This is a genomic window from Roseburia sp. AF42-8, from assembly GCF_003435965.1.
Classification (GTDB): Bacteria; Bacillota; Clostridia; order Lachnospirales; family Lachnospiraceae; genus Roseburia_C; species Roseburia_C amylophila.
Window position 1 is genome coordinate 22,199 of the sequence record NZ_QTVB01000006.1, and the last position, 17,733, is coordinate 39,931.

The window sequence follows — 17,733 nt, forward strand, 5'->3', positions numbered from 1 at the left end:
GTCTTACTGAAATGCCACCACTTCGTAGCCTGCTGCCTGCGCCGCATCAATAAATCTTCCAAGAATGGCTGTATTGGTGGTAGACTCCGCATGTAAAAGATAAATTGCTCCCGGATGCATCCGGTCTTTTAATTTCTGTAACGCTTCTGACTCGCCTGGCTGGTTATTGACATCATAGTCCTTGTATGCAAAGCTCCAGAACACGCTCTTGTAGTTGCAGTTATTGACCACTGCTAAGGACTGGTCACTGAATTTACCCGCCGGGAACCGGAACAGGTGCATATCATAGCCAAAATTATCCTTAATATACTGGTGGTTCTCCATGACTTCATTTTTCTGCTGCTCCAAACTCTGGGATGGAAGGCCCTCGGACGGATGGGTCACGCTGTGATTACCAATCTCATGTCCCTCGTCAATCATCCGCTGTACCAGCTCTGGCTGTGCCTTGGCATATGGCTCTGTCACAAAAAAGGTTGCCTTTACGCCCTTTTCCTTTAAAGTATCTAAGATTTGCGGTGTACAGCCATATTCGTAGCCTTCATCAAAGGTCAGATAAATCTTCTTTTCATCTGCTCCGATAAAATTCGCCTGATAGTCTCCGTATTTTTCCTGATAAGAAACAGCTCCAATCGGCCGGTTCTCTTCATCAAAATTCACGCCCTGCCCCCAGTTCTGACAGGTTCTATCCAAAGCTTCCACATTGGCAATCTGCTGGTTGGTAATAACTTCTCCTACGTTTTTCGTATCTTCTGTGGCGGTACTGTCTTCTGTGCTGCCGGAGGTTCCATCTGTGTCTGTATCACCTGTTGTAGTATCTCCGATGGACGTATCTGCTTCTGTATTTCCACCTGTTCCGTCACCATGGTAAGTCTTATAAGTAGCAATAATGGCATCTCCAATAGCCGCCGCATATGCTTCCTTATTATCATCAAAAAGCTGATTGTCTTTGGCATTATTCATAAATCCCATTTCAACGATACAGGACGGCATATGGGAATGGCTGTTTACATAATAGTCCTTTGAACTGCTCTTCTGGGTTCCCTTTTTCACATCACGGTCGCGTTGTACACCAACTCCGGCTAATCCCTGCTGGATATTTCCGGCAAGTCCCATGGTCTCTTCGTTGGCTCCACTGTATACCCATGTCTCTACTCCATATCCTTCTCCGGTATTCCGGTGCAGGGATACATAATAATCTGCTTCCGCTTCATTTGCTATATCACATCTCTCTGACAGTTTTAAGAAGGTATCATCACTTCGCGTCATGATGACATTCACATCTTTTTCCTGCAAATAACTCTGTACTGCAAGTGCCAGGGCAAGAGTATCATCTTTCTCATAGCGGTTCTTATAGTCAGAACCATTGTCCTTTCCGCCGTGTCCCGCATCAATGCACACTGTCAGCCCCTTCTTATCCGGTTCCTTTTCCTCTTTATCTCCGGACAGCTTTTCCAGTATACTGATGGTATAGTCTCCATTCCCATCTATTATAGGAAGATGTTTTTCCAAAATACCGGTCAGAAGGTTTACGATTCCCAGCACTAACAGCAATACCAGTACACAAAAAGCTGCTGAAATTGCATTTCTTATTCTCCTTAATTTCTTTCTTCGTTCTCTTTCTCTTCTTGTAGACAATGTTTTTCTCCGTTGTTTCTTATGTTTTCCGTAATTGCTTACAATCTATTTTCATTGTAAAGCAGCCCCCACAGCGGGTCAATTTAAGATTTCTTAAATTTTTTCATAAACTGGTTTAATCCTGTTTTAATCTGTGTTAAATTATGATTTAATCATATTTGATATGGTAATGTGTTAGCTTGTTATGATTTCTATTTAAGATATATTTGCCACTGCATATTTCTATTGAGCGGCTATTTTGTCTATTTTATAGCATTTTCATTTTTCCGATTATATAATCAGACTAAACAATATAGAAATTGCCTTTTAAGGAGGGATACCATGCGTATTTATAAAGCAAAGGATTATAATGAAGTATCAGGCCCTGTTTGGCCCAATCACTCCGACTGCTCCTGCTTCTATCCTGCAGTTACATAACAACGTATCCATTGTTGCTGATGAAGCAGCTCTTTCACTGATTATTAAAAATAAACTGATTTAAGGGGGTATTCGAATGATTATCCGAAACGGTCTTGTATGGGGTGATGACTTCGCTTTCCACGAAAAAGACTTATATATCGATGATGTTACACATACAATCGTAGACAAACCGGTTTCCGAACATGAGGAAATTCTGGATGCAAAAGGCAATTATGTGATTCCGGGACTGGTTGATGTGCATATCCATGGTGCAAAGGGTCATGATTTCTGTGACGCAAATACAGACGGACTTTCCGATATTGCAGCTTACCTGCATTCCTGCGGCGTTACATCCTTCTGTGCAACATCCATGACTTTACCGGAAAACCAGCTTATGGAAATCTTCGAAACTGTTTCCGGTGTACCGGATGACAGAAACCATTCCTATGTAGCCGGTATTCATATGGAAGGTCCTTTCCTTTCCCCGGCAAAGAAGGGTGCCCAGAAAGAAAGTTACCTCTGTAGCCCTAATATAGACGTATTTTGCCGCTTATTAGAATCTTACAGTGGCAAAATAAAGTTAATTACCATCGCTCCAGAACTTCCGGGAGCAGACAAATTTATCGAAAAATTCCATGATGAAGTTACTATTTCTCTTGGACACTCTACTGCTTCTTATGAAATTGCCTCAAAGGCCTTCGCAGCAGGTGCCATCCATGCAACTCATCTGTTCAACGCCATGCCGGCATTCCACCACCGTGACCCGGGTATTGTGGGTACCGCTGCTGATGCCCCACATGCAATGGTGGAAATTATCTGTGATGGCATCCACATCCATCCAGCCGTTATCCGCAGCGTTTTCCGCATATTTGGAGATGACCGCGTCATCTTAATCAGCGATGCCATGCGTGCAACCCTGCCAAGAGCATTGGAATGGAGAAAACCATCTGCAGTCTGACCCCGGGTGCAAGGGCTGATGTACTTCTGTTGAATAAGAAATACGAATTAGAACGCATATTATGATTATTTAATCATCTTTTAATTATTTAGTCTCCCTTTCTTTTTACTGGACTTTGTGCCTTTTTCAAGGTCCAAGAGAGTCCTTTGGTTCTCGCAATAAATCAAGAAAAGCCTCCGTCCCAGGACGGAGGCTTTTCACTTACTTACGAAAGAATCTGGCAAAGCATGTTTCTCGATTCATCTGATTCTTAGTCTAATATCATCTGCACGCAGCCGTACATTCCGGCATCATTTCCAAGGGATGCCAATGCAAACTTGGTGTCCTTGCAGGATGCAAATGCATGCTCTTTGAAATGTTTTGCTACCGTATCAATTAAGATATCTCCGGCTCTGGATACGCCACCACCGATTACGAATACCTGTGGGTTAACGACACAGGCAATATTAGATAACGCCATACCAAGTGTCTCGCCTAAGATTTCTACCGCCTCTAATGCCAGAGCATCTCCTTTTTTTGCCTCATCAAAGATATCCTTTGCTGTCAGCGGTTCAAATCCGCGTAAGGAAGACTCATCATCTTTCTCAGCCAGAAGTTTCTTCGCCATGCGGACGATTCCGGTAGCTGATGCGTACTGCTCTAAGCAGCCATGTCTGCCACATCCGCAGGTATCTTTTTCCTCTGTATTGACGGTAATATGTCCAATTTCGCCGCCTGCTCCGTTTGCGCCCGGAATAATTTTACCATTGTGAATAATTCCGCCGCCAACACCGGTTCCAAGCGTAACCATAACGACTCCGGTGTAGCCTTTTCCACCGCCCTGCCACATCTCGCCAAGGGCTGCTACATTCGCATCATTTCCTACTTTAACCGGAAGACCTGTCTTACTGCTTAATTCATCGGCAACCTGAACCTGTCCCCATCCGAGGTTTACACATACGGAAACAGAGCCATCTTCTAATACAGGACCAGGAACACCTACGCCGATTCCTTCCACATCTTCTTTTGCAATGGATGCTGATTTCATTTTCTCGTCAATGGATGCTGCCACATCATCTAAAATATGTCCGCCATTATCTGCCTTGTTGGTTGGGATTTCCCACTTATCCAGCATTTTCCCGCTGGTCTCAAATAATCCGATCTTACAGGTGGTTCCACCAATATCTACGCCAAAACCGTACTTCTTCATCTTTATCTCCTTTATTATATTAAATTTTCTTCTCTCCAGCTTTCTTATGAAGAACCCTTATCTTTATTATATTATAATTTCTAATTTTTTGCATTAAAAACCGAGCATCCTGTTTTGAATTCTCGTTGCAAACGTTACCTGAACAGCCAACTCAGTCCAGGCGACCTTACGGCACACAGGAGCTTCCGCTTAGGGCTGCTTCATTCCTGACCTGACCCGGTTCACAGATTCCTGTTGCGTAAGACCCAGACATCAACGCCACTTATTCAGGGCTGCTTTACAATTTCAAACCCGAGACAGGATATCACCCCAGCTATAGCGGATTGCTGGTACAGGGCACCGCTGCCACCCCGGCTGCTCGGAATCTAAATTATAGCCTATTTTATGCCGGATTGTCAAGGTTTTGCCTTCATTTTCTGCTGTTTCTTCTTCTCACGCAACCGTCTGAAAAATTCCGACAGCATGTCTGAACATTCTTCCTCCAATACGCCCCGCTCTATCTCTACCTGATGATTAAATGCTGCCACCTGCAAAAGATTCATCACTGAACCGGCGCATCCAGCCTTGGGATTCATAGTTCCGATTACCACCTTTTTCATACGGGACTGCACAATGGCTCCCGCACACATCTGGCATGGTTCTAAGGTCACATACATCACGCAGTCCTCAAGCCTCCAGTCCCCGGTCTTCTTTGATGCCTTTTAATGGCAGTCAGTTCCGCATGGGAAAGTGTATTTTTATCGGTATTGCGCCGGTTATAGCCCCGGGCAATAATTTTATCATTCTGCACAATCACGCAGCCAATAGGAACTTCCTCTAATTTTTCTGCTTTCCTTGCCTCCCGCAGGGCTGCTTTCATATATTTTATCTCCGGTTCCATGTTTACTCCTGACTTTTACTCTTTTCTCTGTTATAATAATAGCATATTTTGAGCGTAACAAAAAGGTATTCTTATACCAGCTGCAGGAGTTAATAACATGAAATTTATCTATGAAACAGACCGCTTAATCCTGAAATTGTTAGGGGAAGATGATGCCCCTGCAGTTCTTCAGTTTTATAAGCAGAACCGGAATGTCTTTGAGCCATATGAAACCATCCACCCTGAGCAGTTCTATACGGTGGCCTACCAGCGGACCCTGATGAACTGTGAGCTGAGTCTCACCTTAAAGCACAGCCTCATCCGCTTCTATATATTCCGCAGGGAAAATCCCGACGAAATCATAGGCACCATCTGCTTCCGCAATATCAACCGTTCTACTTACTATTCCTGTGAGACCGGCTATCGCTTTTCCCCCGCATACTGGCACAGAGGATACGCCCGCGAAGCCCTTGCTTTTGGTATTCAGCTTATGTTTGAAGAACTTCATCTGCACCGGATAGAAGCTGCCGTCATGCCGGAAAATACCGCTTCCATCCGTCTGCTAGAATCCCTTGATTTCCAACAGGAGGGTGTCGCCAGGGAATATGCCCTGATACAGGGAAAATGGGAAGACCATATCCGGTTCGCCCTTATTCGTCCATCCGGCGATACCAGTAGCCAAAACTCCCCTCTAACTGCCGGCACGGCTTTTCCGTCCGGAACTGTGGAAAACCAAAAATAGCAGCCATTACTTTTTCCGGCTTCTGATAAACCCCCGGCACTGCTAAGAACAGCTCCCGTCCTTCCGGCGTCACCTGTTCTCCGAAAAAAAGATACCGGTAATTAAAGAAACCATGCAGAAGAAAGCTGTTATTCCCAAGATACCAGTATTTCTGTGGCAGTTCCCGTAGATCCTGCAGTTCCATATGAACGCAGGTTATATTCTCTCCTTCAAAAGGATGCAGAATCGTCATTTTCTGCTTCAGATTCTCCCAGTGTTCCCAGATGGAGGTCTCTTTTTCCCCAGTGCCTTTTTCCTGCGTGCTTCTTTCCTGGATTCCTTCTTCCATGCTTATCTGTTCCGGGAAAATATGGTGCATCGGCACTTCCTCAGTCTGAAGAGACGGCTCTTCTGCAGCTTGCATTTCTATTTCTTCCTTATGTATCTCCCCATTGTCCCACTGGCTGCCATAAAAATTACCATCTGCCGGCTGAATCAGTATTCCACATACATCCTGTATATGACAGGTTTCATCGCCCAGCTCACCATCAGAAATCCTTCCACTATAATCTGAGCTTTGGGACATCAGCCGCATATTACCCACCGGAAAAGCCAGAATTTTTCCTTCCCTACGGATAAAAAGGCTTACCTTTCCTTCCTGCCCCGCATATTCTGTTCCTTTTAAATGTATTTCTAATCTGCAGATGTCTCCGCGCATTTCTACCCTGGCAAATCCGGCAAGATATTCCTTTGTATCATTTTCATAATAATAAAGATATGCAACGAACCGTTTAAACTGCGGCATAACCTTTCCTTCCTATATCTTTTTGTTCCTTATATCATATTCCATCTTCTAAGATTCCATGCAGATTTTTAGCCTATACTTCCCATACATGCAGATTTTTACTTTACACTTCTCCTTGACAAAGTTCCTTTTAAGAATTATATTAAAATCAATAACGATTATTATTATTTGTTGAGGAGAATATATGATTAAATTTAGCCGACAACGGGAAAGTATTAAGAATAACCTGATGGGACGTACCGACCATCCGACTGCCGAAACAGTTTATTCCGATATCCGGCAGGAATATCCCAACATCAGTCTGGGAACGGTATACCGCAATCTCTCTCTTCTGGCAGATTTAGGCGAGATTCAAAAGATTTCAACGGAAAATGGGCCGGACCGCTTTGATGGTAATCCGAAACCTCATTACCACTTCTTCTGTACAAACTGTAATTCCGTTCTCGATTTAAAAATGAAAAACATTGATCTGATTAATGTTATTGCTGCAGAAGAATTTTCTGGTTTCATTGAGGGACATATTACCAGATTCTACGGACTTTGTCCGGAATGTAAAAAGTTATTGGATAAATCCGGTTCCCTGCCGGATAAATCAACCAATTTTGCAGAAAATAAGAAAGAAAAACAAAATCAGAAAATCTCAAAAAAGTAGTTGACATTTAAAAATAATTATGCTAATTTAATATCAGTAACAATTACTATTATTGATATATAAATACAATTATAAAAAGAAAAGGAGATCTTAAAATGAAAAAATTTGTTTGTACAGTATGTGGTTATGTTTATGAAGGTGAAAGTGCTCCGGAATTCTGCCCGGTATGTAAGGCTCCGGCTGAGAAATTCAAAGAACAGACAGGTGATAAGACATGGGCTGCTGAGCATGTAGTTGGTGTAGCACAGGGTGCTCCAGAAGATATCATTGCTGATTTAAGAGCAAACTTCGAAGGAGAATGTTCTGAGGTTGGAATGTACCTTGCAATGGCAAGAGTTGCACATAGAGAAGGATATCCGGAAATTGGACTTTACTGGGAGAAGGCAGCTTTTGAAGAGGCTGAACATGCAGCAAAATTTGCAGAACTGCTTGGTGAAGTTGTAACCGACAGTACAAAGAAGAACCTTGAAATGCGTGTAGATGCAGAAAACGGTGCTACTGCTGGTAAATTTGACCTTGCAAAACGTGCTAAAGCTGCTAACCTCGACGCAATCCATGATACAGTTCATGAGATGGCTAGAGACGAGGCTCGTCATGGCAAAGCTTTTGAGGGTCTGTTAAAGAGATACTTTGGTTAATCTTAAAACCGTATAGAATAAGCATTTTAAGGATAGATGGTTCATGAACTGTCTATCCTTTTTGTATTCCATAACATGCGAATAAAAATACGAATATAAAAAATATAAAGTGATTGCATAATTGCATGATTGTTGTATAACACTTGGCTTGCAAACGCCGGAATCAGATTATAATGTATTGTTCAAAAGCCCTATTTTACTACATTTCAGCCATTTTATCATAGACTGTCATGCCATTAGCTTCTCCGGATAATTTTCTCTACATCGACACACAATGGACTTCATTTCCGTGTGCCCGGATGATACGGAGCAAATCCTCTGTCTTCATCCATATAGTAGCGGTATTCTCGTTGGGATGTACTCCAATCAATGCATCATTTTCCAGAAAATAAGCATCCACAAATACCTTCACGCTGCATGTTTCATCGTTGAGTACTCCAAGCGGCGTTACCGAACCCGCCTGCAGTCCCATTTTCTCAGTTAAATCTTCTTCCGAGGCAAAACTTAACGGACGCGTTCCATTTGCCTTTCGAAATGCCTTTAAATCTAGCCTCTGGTTCCCTCGCACTGTAATCAGATAATAATTCTGCTTCTTATTATCACGTACAAAAAGATTCTTGGCATCTGCCTGTGGATAGGGAATTTCCACATCTGATAAATCTTCCATATTGTAAACAGCTTTATGCTCTGTCACTTCGTACCAGATATGCTGTTGACTCAGGTATTCATAAATTTCCTGCTTATTCATTGTATTTCCTCGCATTCTTCCCGCTTGCGTTCATTATATCATGTGCAAAACCAGCCCATGATCAATATTCGCCGTTCGCCAAAAGTGAGCAGGCTCCCTATGGCTCGCTTGCGCTCACTATATCATAAACTTTTTATAAAATTATTTCCAGTTCACTTTACATTTTTTCCTTCCGGTGCTAGTATACCATCAAAATAAATATTTCAATTTTGAACTATTCTATTTTGAAGCATTTTCATCAGGAGGACTCTTACATGAATACAGGTATTGCATTTGCAAGAAAAATGTCTGCTGCCTACACTGCGGTATGTAAGCCTTTGTGCCAGTCACTGCATCTGCCGCAGACTGCTTTTGATATTTTGATGTTTTTAGGAAATAATCCGGAATATTCAACTGCCAGAGATATTGTTGAAGTGCGCCAGATTAAGGCAAATCTGGTCTCCGTCAATGTAGACCGGCTGGTGAAAGACGGTTATCTCAGCCGCAAAGAGGTTGCCGGCGACCGCCGGAAGACACAGCTTCTATGTACAAAAAAAGCTGCCCCTGTTATAAAAAAGGGACAGGCTCTGCAGCAGGATTTTGCCGACCGGCTGATTGCCGATCTGGATGATGCCACGAAAGATGCCTTTTTTAAAGGAATGGCACAGATGGAGACAACGCTGGATATGATTTTAGAGGAGGTATCCTAAAATGGATTTATTAACTACGATTTTTGTTACATTTTTTGCGGGCATGGGTGCCGGACTTGGAACCGGTTTTGCCGGCATGAGTGCCGCTGCTGTCATCAGTCCGCTGCTTATTCATTTTCTAGGCATTGACCCATATATGGCAGTCGGCATTGCGCTTTCTTCCGATGTTTTGGCAAGTGCCATTTCTGCCTATACATATGGAAAGCATAAGAACCTCGATATTAAAAACGGTCTGATTATGATGGTCAGCGTATTGCTTTTCACCGTAGTAGGAAGCTATGTTTCAAGCCTTGTTCCTTCTGCCACCATGGGAAATTTCTCCGTTTTCATGACCTTTCTGTTAGGAATCAAATTTATCGTAAAACCGGTTATGACCACGAAAGAATCCATGTCTGCCGTTTCTGCAAAGAAACGTGCCATCCAGTCCATAATCTGTGGTGTGCTGATTGGCTTTATCTGCGGCTTTGTTGGTGCCGGAGGCGGCATGATGATGCTTTTAATCCTGACCTCTGTACTTGGATATGAACTGAAAACTGCTGTTGGAACCAGTGTATTTATTATGGCCTTTACCGCACTTACCGGTGCCTTTTCCCATTTTGCCATCGGCGGACTGCCGGATGTCACCGTCTGGGTTCTGTGCATTGTATTTACCTTAATCTGGGCAAGAATTGCCGCTGTCTTTGCCAATAAAGCCACCCCAAAGACACTGAACCGGGTTACCGGTGTCATCCTGGTAATTCTTGGAATTGTGGTAATGATTTTTTAAGCTTCCCAGACCTCTTCTGCGATTTCCTTGACAAGCTTCAGTTTCGCCCACTGTTCTTCTTCCGTAAGCTTGTTACCGATTTCGCAGGAGGCAAATCCACACTGTGGACTTAAATAGAGATTTTCCAACGGAACATATTTGGACGCTTCTTTTATTCTTGCAATGACTGACTGCTTGTCTTCAAGCTTCGGTATCTTGGTGGTAACAAGTCCTAATACCACCTTCTTATTGCCGGTTATTTTTGCCAGCGGTGCGAAACCACCGGAACGCTCATCATCATATTCCAGATAATAAGCATTGACATTCTCCTCTCCGAATAACAACTCTGCTACTCCGTCATATGCGCCGGAGCTGAAGAAAGTAGAATGATAATTTCCACGGCATACATGGGTGTTGATGGTCAGATCAGCCGGTGCCTCTTCTACTACCTTATTATTTAGTGCAAGGATAACCTTCTTATATTCTTCCAATGCTTCGCCTCTTCTTCCGGTCAGTGCAACGGCAAGCTTCGGATTTACCAGTCCACCCCATACACAGTCATCGAACTGAAGATTTCTGCAGCCTGCTGCATAGATTTCCTCGATAAATTCTCCATATGCCCTGATGACATCCTCTGCAAAAGCTTCTTCTGTTCCATAAATTTCAAGAGTTGTATCCAAAAGCTCTGCGCCGGTGAAATAAGCATAGAACTGGGCTGGAGATGGAACGGTCTGCTTTGCTATGGTATTCTCATCTTCCAGTGCTTTTACAAATTTGAAATGCTCAACGAATGGATGATTCTTTATGGAAATCTTTCCCACCATGAAAGTGTCATCTATCATTGCTGCTTCGCCGTCAAAGGTTGTATTTCCATCTACAGTCTTCTTATGCTCGATTCCATCGAATCCCCACATAAAGTCCAGATGCCAGGTGGCTCTGCGGAACTCCCCATCGGTAATCACATGGTATCCAAGCTCCTTTATCTTTGCGACCAGTTCTAAAATACAGGCATCCTCTACCTCTTTTAACTGCTCTCTGGTAATTTTCCCTGCTTCAAAGTCAGCACGGGCTTTCTTTAATTTTTCCGGACGTAAAAAACTTCCTACATAATCGTATCGGAACGGTGTTGTTAAATTCTTCATTCTGATTTTCTCCATTTCCTGTGAATTGATTTCCCTCATTATAATTGGAGTTCCTCATTCTGAAAAATACATAAAAATAAATGTTGTCCATAGTTTTAACCTATGACCAGTCCATTTTTTGATTGGAAAATTACTTTCTTTGGCTCATATTCTTTGTTCTCCTGTAATATATTTCTTTAATGCCTCAAGGTAGGTTTCCCCTAACCGGCTTATCATTCCCTTCCGGTGGGTCACATATCCGATTCTCATATCACCTTCATCTGCCAGCGGCACTGCGATAATATCTTCGCCATTTAATTTCTGGTCAATGATTCCACTGCACACCGTATAACCATTTAAACCAATCAGAAGATTAAATAAGGTTGCCCGGTCACTGACGCGGATATTTTTCTTCCGCTCAAAAGAGGAGAAAATTTCTTCCGAGAAATAAAAGGAATTGTGTTCCCCCTGCTCATAGGAAAGATACGGATACTCTGCCAGTTCTTCATTGGTTATGATTTTCTTCTTTGCCAGCGGATGATGCCTGCTGATGAAAACATGGGGTTCTGCCACAAATAACAGATGAAATTCCAAATCGGAGGATTTCAATATTTTCATAATCACTTTTTCATTGAAATCATTTAAGAAAAGGATTCCGATTTCACTTCTCATTTGCGCTACATCTTCGATTAACTTATAGGTCTGGGTCTCCCGCAGGCTGAAATCATATTCCTCCTGCCCGTATTTTTTTACCAGCTCCACAAAGGCATTTACCGCAAAAGAGTAATGCTGGGTTGATACGCAAAACTGCTTTTTTCCGCCACCGTTTTTCTTATATTTATCCTCTAAGATGGTGGTCTGCTCCAATACCTGCCTTGCATATCCTAAGAATTCTTCCCCTTCCCTGGAAATAAAGATTCCCTTATTCGTCCGATTAAAAATGGTAATGCCCATCTCCTTTTCCAGCTCATGGATGGCGTTGGTAAGGCTGGGCTGGGAAATGTATAATTTCTTCGCCGCCTCCGTGATGGTTCCGGTATCTGCCACGGTTGTAATATAGCGTAACTGCTGAAGTGTCATATGCTCACCTGCTTTCTAAAATGACTTTTCTTAACTGACGCGCCGCCTCATTTAAAGGATGCTGACTGTCGTATACCATACAGATATTTCTTTTTGGAATCGTCTCCGAAAGAGAAATCTGTACGATTTCATGTTTTTCGATGGCCTCTCTTGCCATCGGTTCCGGGATGAAAGCCAGACCAAGCTCACTCTTTACCAGTGGCAGTATCTGATCTGTGGTTGCTGTCTCTGTATCCGGCTCCAGTGCCAGCCCATAAGACAAAAACAGCTTATTATAAAACTGAAATGTCATGGTTTCTTTTCCCAGACAGATTAACGGATAATCCTTTAAATCCTTTAGGGAAAGCTCCTGACTGCCCAGTGCGGTAAATGTTGTTCCACCCACCAGTACCTCCCGGAATGTCCGCAGATTAACTTTTTTTAGTGGCTGCTCTACTTCTGCCGGTGCAGACACTACTGCAAAATCTATCTGTCCGCTCTTTACTGCCTCAATTGCCTGAGGTGTTGAATGATTATAAATTTTCAACCGGATTCCCGGATATTTCATATGGAAATCTTTCAGCTTATCCAAAAGAAATATGTTAAGGGCAGTCTCGCTGGCTCCAATAGAAATGCTTCCATGGGCAAGTCCACTGCTGTCTGCCAGTTCCTCTTCTGCCGCCCAGAGATGCGACATGGCTGCCGACACATGGGTATACAGCTTCTCCCCTTCCGGTGTCAGCTGTACCCCACGGTTCGTCCTGACAAAAAGCGTACAGTGAAGCTGCTGCTCCAGTCCGTTCATTGCCCTTGTGATATTAGGCTGACTGTTGCCAAGGGCATTGGCAGCCCTGGTAAAATTACTGTATTTTGCCACATAATAAAAAATCTTATAATATTCAAAATTTATATCCATACATTTTCACCATATCAATTTATTATTTCTGCTATATCAATTATAGCTTTTACTTATTCCCAATGCAATAGTATAATCAAGCCGAAATTAAGGGAAACAACCCCTTTACATTTCTCCACCCAAACCCTACAAGGAGCTGCCACCGGCAGCTCTTTACGAATGCTATAAAGCAGAAAGGAAGCGCATATTTTCTATGAAAAATTCAACATTTTTCCCTCGTGAAGAAAGAGCAGACGTTTTATTTGAAAAGATTTTGCATGACCCATGGGCCTGTGAAAGACTTCAGGAAACTTTTTGCAATTATTTATTCTGTAATGATGAATTTGATTCTTCTCTTTCTTCACAGGATTTTTCAGAAGCTCTTTTTGATGCTTATCAAAATAAAGATTTATCGGCATTTCTTATGGCTATCTGCCAGAATACCCTATTCGATTTACTGAGGAATTCCTATCTGATTCCCTACCGTTTCAACGCAGATGGAAAAGAAAATCCGATAATTATGACCGATGATACCGGCAGACTTCTGCCAAAGTATTGTGGCGATATTCACAATAAGGATTATCAGCATTTTCTTGAGAGCTACCGCGATTTAGGGGAACCAAAGAATATGTATTTTTCCCAGGCATACCGGTACAGCCACGCTTATACCGGTGAAGATACCATTGGACAGCTTGTCTTAGAACGCAGCCATGGGGTGCTTCTCATCCGGGAGCTTCCGGATACCATAAAACAGAAGGAGACCGAAGCGGAAGCCTACTCTGCAATCTTCGACCTTGTACTGAAATTAGAGAAAGAGCTTCCAATGGCATTTGTCTTCTACGGACAGGATTCTCTTGTGGAACATGATGAAAAATATGATGAAATCGGCATTTTCCTTCCAAATTCCATCTTCTTAAAGAATCTGGAACGGCATATTGCCAAAGCTGAGGCGATTATTTATGAATAAGAGTGCATCTTCCCCTACTTCATATATTGATATTATGGAAAAAAATCATATGGAAATACCCTGGCATGATTATGCCAGTGATGACAGCAACGTACTGATTGCCCAGGCGGGACTGATTGAAAAAGCCTCGGTCATCGGACGTGTGGGATTAATCATGTTATCCTGTGGAACCGGAGCCTGGCGTGTCCGTACTTCCATGAATAAGCTGTCAAAGGAACTGGGAGTTACCTGTACGGTAGATGTAGGTCTTATGTCCATCGAATTTAACTGCTTTGATGGAAAGGACTGTGTCTCCCAGTCCTTAAGCATCGCCAATACCGGCGTCAACACCTCCAAACTTTACCGCATGGAACAATTCGTAGAAAGCTTTCCAAAGGAAGAAGCCCATTTAACCGGCGAGGAAATCCATAAGCGGCTGGATAAAATCGAAAAAATCCACGCCCTTTATTCTCCCGCCAAACTGGGACTTGCGGCAGCCTTAGCCTGCTGCGCATTTACTTTTCTTCTGGGCGGAGGCCCTGTGGAAATGATTCTGGCATTTATTGCAGCCGGTATCGGAAATGTCATCCGAACCAAATTAATCAAACATCATTTTACGCTGTTTTTAAATATTGCGGTCTCTATTTCCGCCGCCTGCCTTATGTATGCCATCTGCTTAAAGGCTGCCGAAATTTTTTTCCATGTTCCGGCAGTCCATGAAGCCGGATACATCTGCTCCATGTTGTTTATTATCCCGGGCTTTCCATTTATCACAAGCGGCATTGACCTTGCGAAACTGGATCTTCGTTCCGGACTGGAGCGGCTGACCTATTCCATCATCATTGTTCTTGTGGCTACCATGTTTGCCTGGATTATGGCAATGCTGCTTAGACTTCAGCCTCAGGACTTTACCTCTGTAAATCTCAGTGATGTTTCACGGCTGGTTCTGCGGTTAATTGCAAGCTTCTGCGGCGTATTTGGATTCTCTATTATGTTTAACAGTTCCATTCCCATGGCAGCTACTGCTGCACTGATTGGCTCCGTTGCCAATACCTTACGTCTGGAACTGGTTGACTTTACCGGAATTCCAGCCGCTGCTGCTGCCTTTATCGGTGCACTGACCGCCGGTCTGCTGGCATCCTTTATTAAGAAAAACAATGGATATCCGCGAATCTCTTTAACCGTACCTTCCATTGTAATTATGGTTCCGGGACTATATCTTTACCGCGCCTTCTATAACTTTGGCATTATGTCCTTAACGGAAGCGGTTTCCTGGTTCTCCATTGCCATAATGATTATTATCGCCCTGCCGCTGGGACTTATTTTTGCAAGAATACTTACCGACCGGACTTTCCGGTACTGCACCTGATAAATTTTATACGCTTAAAATTATTTATTTTATACATGATTACAGAAAGGAAGAATCGATATGCTTACAGCCGTAACAGGAATTAACTGGGGAGACGAAGGAAAAGGACGTGTCATTGATCTGCTTGCAGAACATGCAGATGTCGTTGTCCGTTATCAGGGTGGCAACAATGCCGGTCATACCGTTGTAACCAAACAGGAAAAATTTGTCTTAAATCTTCTGCCGTCCGGCATTCTGCATCCCAATGTGGTATGCGTACTGGGGGATGGAATGGTCATTGATTTAGAGCACCTCACCCATGAAATTGAAGATATCGAAAGCCGCGGTATTTCTATTACTCCGGAACATTTAAAACTTTCCAAACGTGCCACCATCTCCATGCCATGGCACAGGATTCAGGATGAACTGGAAGAAACACGTCTTGAGAAATCCGGTGCTGCCTTCGGCTCCACCCGCCGCGGCATTGCTTACGCATACAGCGATAAATACCGGAAGAAAACACTGCGTCTTGGTGATTTGCTTCATTTAAAAGAAGAAAATGTCCAGGTTCGGATAAAAACCATGTTGGAATCCAAAAATCTGGAACTGGCAGGCAGTTATCATCAGGAGCCGATGTCTTATCCGGCATTGCTGTCCTGGTGTGAAAAACAGGCTTCCCTTTTTTCACCTTATATCTGCGATACCGGAAGCTTCTTGGAAAATGCTCTTGCCAGCCATAAAAAGGTGGTTTTGGAAGCCCAGCTTGGAGCCATGCGTGATATCGATTATGGTATTTTCCCTTACACTTCAAGTTCCTCCACCATTTCCGCCTATGGTCCGATTGGAGCCGGTATCCCGGGTGAATCCCTAGACCATGTTGTGGGTGTCCTAAAAGCATATTCCACCTGTGTGGGAGCCGGACCTTTCGTAGCAGAAAGAGCCATGTCCGAAGACTGGTGCAACATCCTTCGTAAATTTGGAAATGAATACGGTGCTGCCACCGGCCGTCCACGTAGAGTCGGACCTTTTGATGCCGTTGCCAGCCGTTATGGATTGAAATGCCAGCATGCAGATAAAATTGCCTTAACGAAGCTTGATGTTTTAAGCTCCCTGACAGAAATCCCTGTCATTACTGCTTATGAAAGAAATCATAAGACCACAACCGTCTTCGACCCTACCGAAAATATCGATAGCTTCTCTCCGGTTGTAACAATGCTTCCGGGCTGGAAACAGGATATTTCTGCCTGCCGCAAATATGAAGATTTACCGGAAAATGCCAGATTATACATCGAAACATTAGAACGCCTTTTAGACTGCGATATCCAGTTTATTTCCACTGGTGCAGAACGAAATGAATACATGATAAAGGGGGAATGGCTTTGAGACACCTAATCAGTCCACTGGACCTTACGGAAGAAGAAACAACCCGTATTCTGGATCTTGCAGACCGGATTGGTACCCACAAAGAGGCTTATGCCCACCTTGCAGAAGGGAAACAGCTTGCTACACTCTTTTATGAGCCAAGCACCAGAACCCGACTGTCCTTTGAATCCGCCATGTTAAGTCTTGGTGGTCAGACACTGGGATTTGCCGGTGCGGAACAGTCCAGTGCTACCAAAGGAGAAACCGTTGCCGATACCGTCCGGGTAGTAAGCTGCTACGCAGATATTATTGCCATGCGTCATCCAAAAGAAGGAGCACCGCTCTGCGCCTCTATGTATGCAACCATTCCGGTCATTAATGCCGGTGACGGCGGACACTATCACCCAACCCAGACCCTGATTGACTTATTAACCATACGCCAGCGCAAGGGACGGCTTGACCACCTGACGGTGGGCTTCTGTGGTGATTTAAAATTCGGAAGAACCGTTCATTCCCTGGTAAACAGTCTGGTACGCTATCCGGGTAACGAATTCTATTTCATTTCTCCGGAAGAACTCCGCATTCCGGACTATATGATTGAAAGAACCTTAAAGCCTTCCCACAGCACCTATCGGGAAGTCTCTGACTTAGAGGAAACACTTCCAAAGCTGGATGTTCTCTATATGACCCGTGTCCAAAAAGAGCGTTTCTTCAACGAGGAAGACTATATCCGGTTAAAAGATACCTACATTTTAAATAAAGAAAAATTAGAACTGGCTCCTTCCGATATGCCGGTTTTACATCCGCTTCCACGAGTCGATGAAATCTCTGTTGATGTGGATTCCGACCCGCGCGCCGCTTATTTCCAACAGGTACAGAACGGAAAATATGTCCGTATGGCACTGATTTTAGCCCTGTTAGAAATCACGGACCCGCTAACCGGAGAAAAGGTTCTCTAATGTTC

At 43.5% G+C, this 17,733-nt stretch carries 16 protein-coding genes, 1 other RNA gene and 3 pseudogenes; 11 read left to right on the forward strand and 9 right to left on the reverse strand.

Annotated features, from left to right (window positions below; translation table 11 throughout):
• Positions 1 to 3 precede the first annotated feature (3 nt).
• Complete coding sequence (locus DW059_RS03990; protein WP_242986098.1) at positions 4 to 1,635, reverse strand: N-acetylmuramoyl-L-alanine amidase; 1,632 nt, start codon at positions 1,633 to 1,635, stop codon at positions 4 to 6.
• A 358-nt stretch (positions 1,636 to 1,993) separates the two neighbouring features.
• Here DW059_RS03990 and DW059_RS03995 point away from each other — a divergent pair.
• Together DW059_RS03995 and nagA are read left to right on the forward strand one after the other, a co-directional pair.
• Positions 1,994 to 2,116, forward strand: a pseudogene (locus DW059_RS03995) (glucosamine-6-phosphate deaminase); the annotation flags it as partial.
• A gap of 12 nt (positions 2,117 to 2,128) precedes the next feature.
• Positions 2,129 to 2,992, forward strand: a complete 864-nt coding sequence (gene nagA, locus DW059_RS04000) for an N-acetylglucosamine-6-phosphate deacetylase (protein ID WP_242986099.1) — start codon at positions 2,129 to 2,131, stop codon at positions 2,990 to 2,992.
• Between the two features lie 250 nt (positions 2,993 to 3,242).
• Here the strand turns inward: nagA and DW059_RS04005 are convergent, their stop codons facing one another.
• From DW059_RS04005 to tadA, 3 genes and pseudogenes are all read right to left on the reverse strand, one after another.
• Positions 3,243 to 4,181 carry an ROK family glucokinase gene (locus DW059_RS04005; protein WP_117697869.1) on the reverse strand — a complete coding sequence of 313 codons (939 nt, stop codon included), beginning with the start codon at positions 4,179 to 4,181 and terminating at the stop codon, positions 3,243 to 3,245.
• A gap of 100 nt (positions 4,182 to 4,281) precedes the next feature.
• Positions 4,282 to 4,543: signal recognition particle sRNA large type (gene ffs / locus DW059_RS04010), an RNA gene on the reverse strand.
• A 33-nt stretch (positions 4,544 to 4,576) separates the two neighbouring features.
• A pseudogene (gene tadA / locus DW059_RS17525) lies at positions 4,577 to 5,061 on the reverse strand (tRNA adenosine(34) deaminase TadA).
• A 97-nt stretch (positions 5,062 to 5,158) separates the two neighbouring features.
• On the opposite strand from tadA, the gene DW059_RS04020 reads away from it, so the two are divergent.
• Positions 5,159 to 5,782: a GNAT family N-acetyltransferase gene (locus tag DW059_RS04020; RefSeq protein ID WP_117697870.1), complete on the forward strand. Its 624-nt coding sequence runs from the start codon at positions 5,159 to 5,161 to the stop codon at positions 5,780 to 5,782.
• Here DW059_RS04020 and DW059_RS04025 read toward each other — a convergent pair.
• Positions 5,691 to 6,566, reverse strand: coding sequence for a DUF6128 domain-containing protein (locus DW059_RS04025; RefSeq protein ID WP_117697871.1), 876 nt, complete (start codon positions 6,564 to 6,566; stop codon positions 5,691 to 5,693). The genes DW059_RS04020 and DW059_RS04025 overlap by 92 nt on opposite strands.
• 184 nt (positions 6,567 to 6,750) lie before the next feature.
• On the opposite strand from DW059_RS04025, the pseudogene DW059_RS04030 reads away from it, so the two are divergent.
• Together DW059_RS04030 and DW059_RS04035 are read left to right on the forward strand one after the other, a co-directional pair.
• Positions 6,751 to 7,122, forward strand: a pseudogene (locus DW059_RS04030) (Fur family transcriptional regulator); the annotation flags it as partial.
• Positions 7,123 to 7,313: 191 nt separating this feature from the next.
• The gene (locus DW059_RS04035; RefSeq protein ID WP_022244330.1) at positions 7,314 to 7,856 is read left to right on the forward strand and encodes an NADH peroxidase; all 543 of its coding nucleotides are present in this window, start codon (positions 7,314 to 7,316) and stop codon (positions 7,854 to 7,856) included.
• A gap of 259 nt (positions 7,857 to 8,115) precedes the next feature.
• Here DW059_RS04035 and DW059_RS04040 read toward each other — a convergent pair whose 3' ends face one another.
• Entirely contained in the window at positions 8,116 to 8,604 is a 489-nt protein-coding gene (locus tag DW059_RS04040) for a prolyl-tRNA synthetase associated domain-containing protein (protein ID WP_117697873.1), read from the reverse strand.
• 254 nt (positions 8,605 to 8,858) lie between these two features.
• Here DW059_RS04040 and DW059_RS04045 point away from each other — a divergent pair, with 254 nt between their 5' ends.
• Together DW059_RS04045 and DW059_RS04050 are read left to right on the forward strand one after the other, a co-directional pair.
• Positions 8,859 to 9,293 carry a MarR family winged helix-turn-helix transcriptional regulator gene (locus DW059_RS04045; protein ID WP_117697874.1) on the forward strand — a complete coding sequence of 145 codons (435 nt, stop codon included), beginning with the start codon at positions 8,859 to 8,861 and terminating at the stop codon, positions 9,291 to 9,293.
• A gap of 1 nt (position 9,294) precedes the next feature.
• Entirely contained in the window at positions 9,295 to 10,059 is a 765-nt protein-coding gene (locus DW059_RS04050) for a sulfite exporter TauE/SafE family protein (RefSeq protein ID WP_117697875.1), read from the forward strand.
• Here the strand turns inward: DW059_RS04050 and DW059_RS04055 are convergent.
• The 3 genes from DW059_RS04055 to DW059_RS04065 all read right to left on the reverse strand — a co-directional run bounded on the left by DW059_RS04055 (position 10,056) and on the right by DW059_RS04065 (position 13,134).
• Positions 10,056 to 11,180: a 5-methyltetrahydropteroyltriglutamate--homocysteine S-methyltransferase gene (locus tag DW059_RS04055; protein ID WP_117697951.1), complete on the reverse strand. Its 1,125-nt coding sequence runs from the start codon at positions 11,178 to 11,180 to the stop codon at positions 10,056 to 10,058. The two genes, DW059_RS04050 and DW059_RS04055, sit on opposite strands and share 4 nt — an antisense overlap.
• Positions 11,181 to 11,324: 144 nt before the next feature.
• Positions 11,325 to 12,239, reverse strand: coding sequence for a LysR family transcriptional regulator (locus DW059_RS04060; RefSeq protein ID WP_117697876.1), 915 nt, complete (start codon positions 12,237 to 12,239; stop codon positions 11,325 to 11,327).
• 4 nt (positions 12,240 to 12,243) lie between these two features.
• A complete protein-coding gene (locus DW059_RS04065) occupies positions 12,244 to 13,134 on the reverse strand; it encodes a LysR family transcriptional regulator (RefSeq protein ID WP_117697877.1) in 891 nt (296 codons plus the stop codon).
• A 193-nt stretch (positions 13,135 to 13,327) separates the two neighbouring features.
• Between DW059_RS04065 and DW059_RS04070 the strand changes: the two genes are divergently transcribed.
• The 4 genes from DW059_RS04070 to pyrB are packed head-to-tail and all read left to right on the forward strand — an operon-like array spanning position 13,328 to position 17,728.
• A complete protein-coding gene (locus DW059_RS04070) occupies positions 13,328 to 14,080 on the forward strand; it encodes a DUF4866 domain-containing protein (protein WP_117697878.1) in 753 nt (250 codons plus the stop codon).
• A complete protein-coding gene (locus DW059_RS04075; protein WP_117697879.1) occupies positions 14,073 to 15,428 on the forward strand; it encodes a threonine/serine ThrE exporter family protein in 1,356 nt (451 codons plus the stop codon). Before DW059_RS04070 ends, DW059_RS04075 begins: the two co-directional genes overlap by 8 nt.
• 60 nt (positions 15,429 to 15,488) lie before the next feature.
• Positions 15,489 to 16,790 (forward strand): adenylosuccinate synthase, encoded by a 1,302-nt coding sequence (locus DW059_RS04080; protein ID WP_117697880.1) that lies wholly within the window; start codon positions 15,489 to 15,491, stop codon positions 16,788 to 16,790.
• Positions 16,787 to 17,728, forward strand: coding sequence for an aspartate carbamoyltransferase (gene pyrB / locus DW059_RS04085; protein ID WP_330408263.1), 942 nt, complete (start codon positions 16,787 to 16,789; stop codon positions 17,726 to 17,728). The genes DW059_RS04080 and pyrB overlap by 4 nt, the downstream gene beginning before the upstream one ends.
• Positions 17,729 to 17,733: the final 5 nt, after the last annotated feature.

Coding starts and splice junctions, on each gene's coding strand:
- nagA (WP_242986099.1), top strand. CDS start 2,129: ATGATTATCCGAAACGGTCTTGTATGGGGTGATGACTTCGCTTTCCAC.
- DW059_RS04005 (WP_117697869.1), bottom strand. CDS start 4,181: ATGAAGAAGTACGGTTTTGGCGTAGATATTGGTGGAACCACCTGTAAG.
- DW059_RS04020 (WP_117697870.1), top strand. CDS start 5,159: ATGAAATTTATCTATGAAACAGACCGCTTAATCCTGAAATTGTTAGGG.
- DW059_RS04025 (WP_117697871.1), bottom strand. CDS start 6,566: ATGCCGCAGTTTAAACGGTTCGTTGCATATCTTTATTATTATGAAAAT.
- DW059_RS04035 (WP_022244330.1), top strand. CDS start 7,314: ATGAAAAAATTTGTTTGTACAGTATGTGGTTATGTTTATGAAGGTGAA.
- DW059_RS04040 (WP_117697873.1), bottom strand. CDS start 8,604: ATGAATAAGCAGGAAATTTATGAATACCTGAGTCAACAGCATATCTGG.
- DW059_RS04045 (WP_117697874.1), top strand. CDS start 8,859: ATGAATACAGGTATTGCATTTGCAAGAAAAATGTCTGCTGCCTACACT.
- DW059_RS04050 (WP_117697875.1), top strand. CDS start 9,295: ATGGATTTATTAACTACGATTTTTGTTACATTTTTTGCGGGCATGGGT.
- DW059_RS04055 (WP_117697951.1), bottom strand. CDS start 11,180: ATGAAGAATTTAACAACACCGTTCCGATACGATTATGTAGGAAGTTTT.
- DW059_RS04060 (WP_117697876.1), bottom strand. CDS start 12,239: ATGACACTTCAGCAGTTACGCTATATTACAACCGTGGCAGATACCGGA.
- DW059_RS04065 (WP_117697877.1), bottom strand. CDS start 13,134: ATGGATATAAATTTTGAATATTATAAGATTTTTTATTATGTGGCAAAA.
- DW059_RS04070 (WP_117697878.1), top strand. CDS start 13,328: ATGAAAAATTCAACATTTTTCCCTCGTGAAGAAAGAGCAGACGTTTTA.
- DW059_RS04075 (WP_117697879.1), top strand. CDS start 14,073: ATGAATAAGAGTGCATCTTCCCCTACTTCATATATTGATATTATGGAA.
- DW059_RS04080 (WP_117697880.1), top strand. CDS start 15,489: ATGCTTACAGCCGTAACAGGAATTAACTGGGGAGACGAAGGAAAAGGA.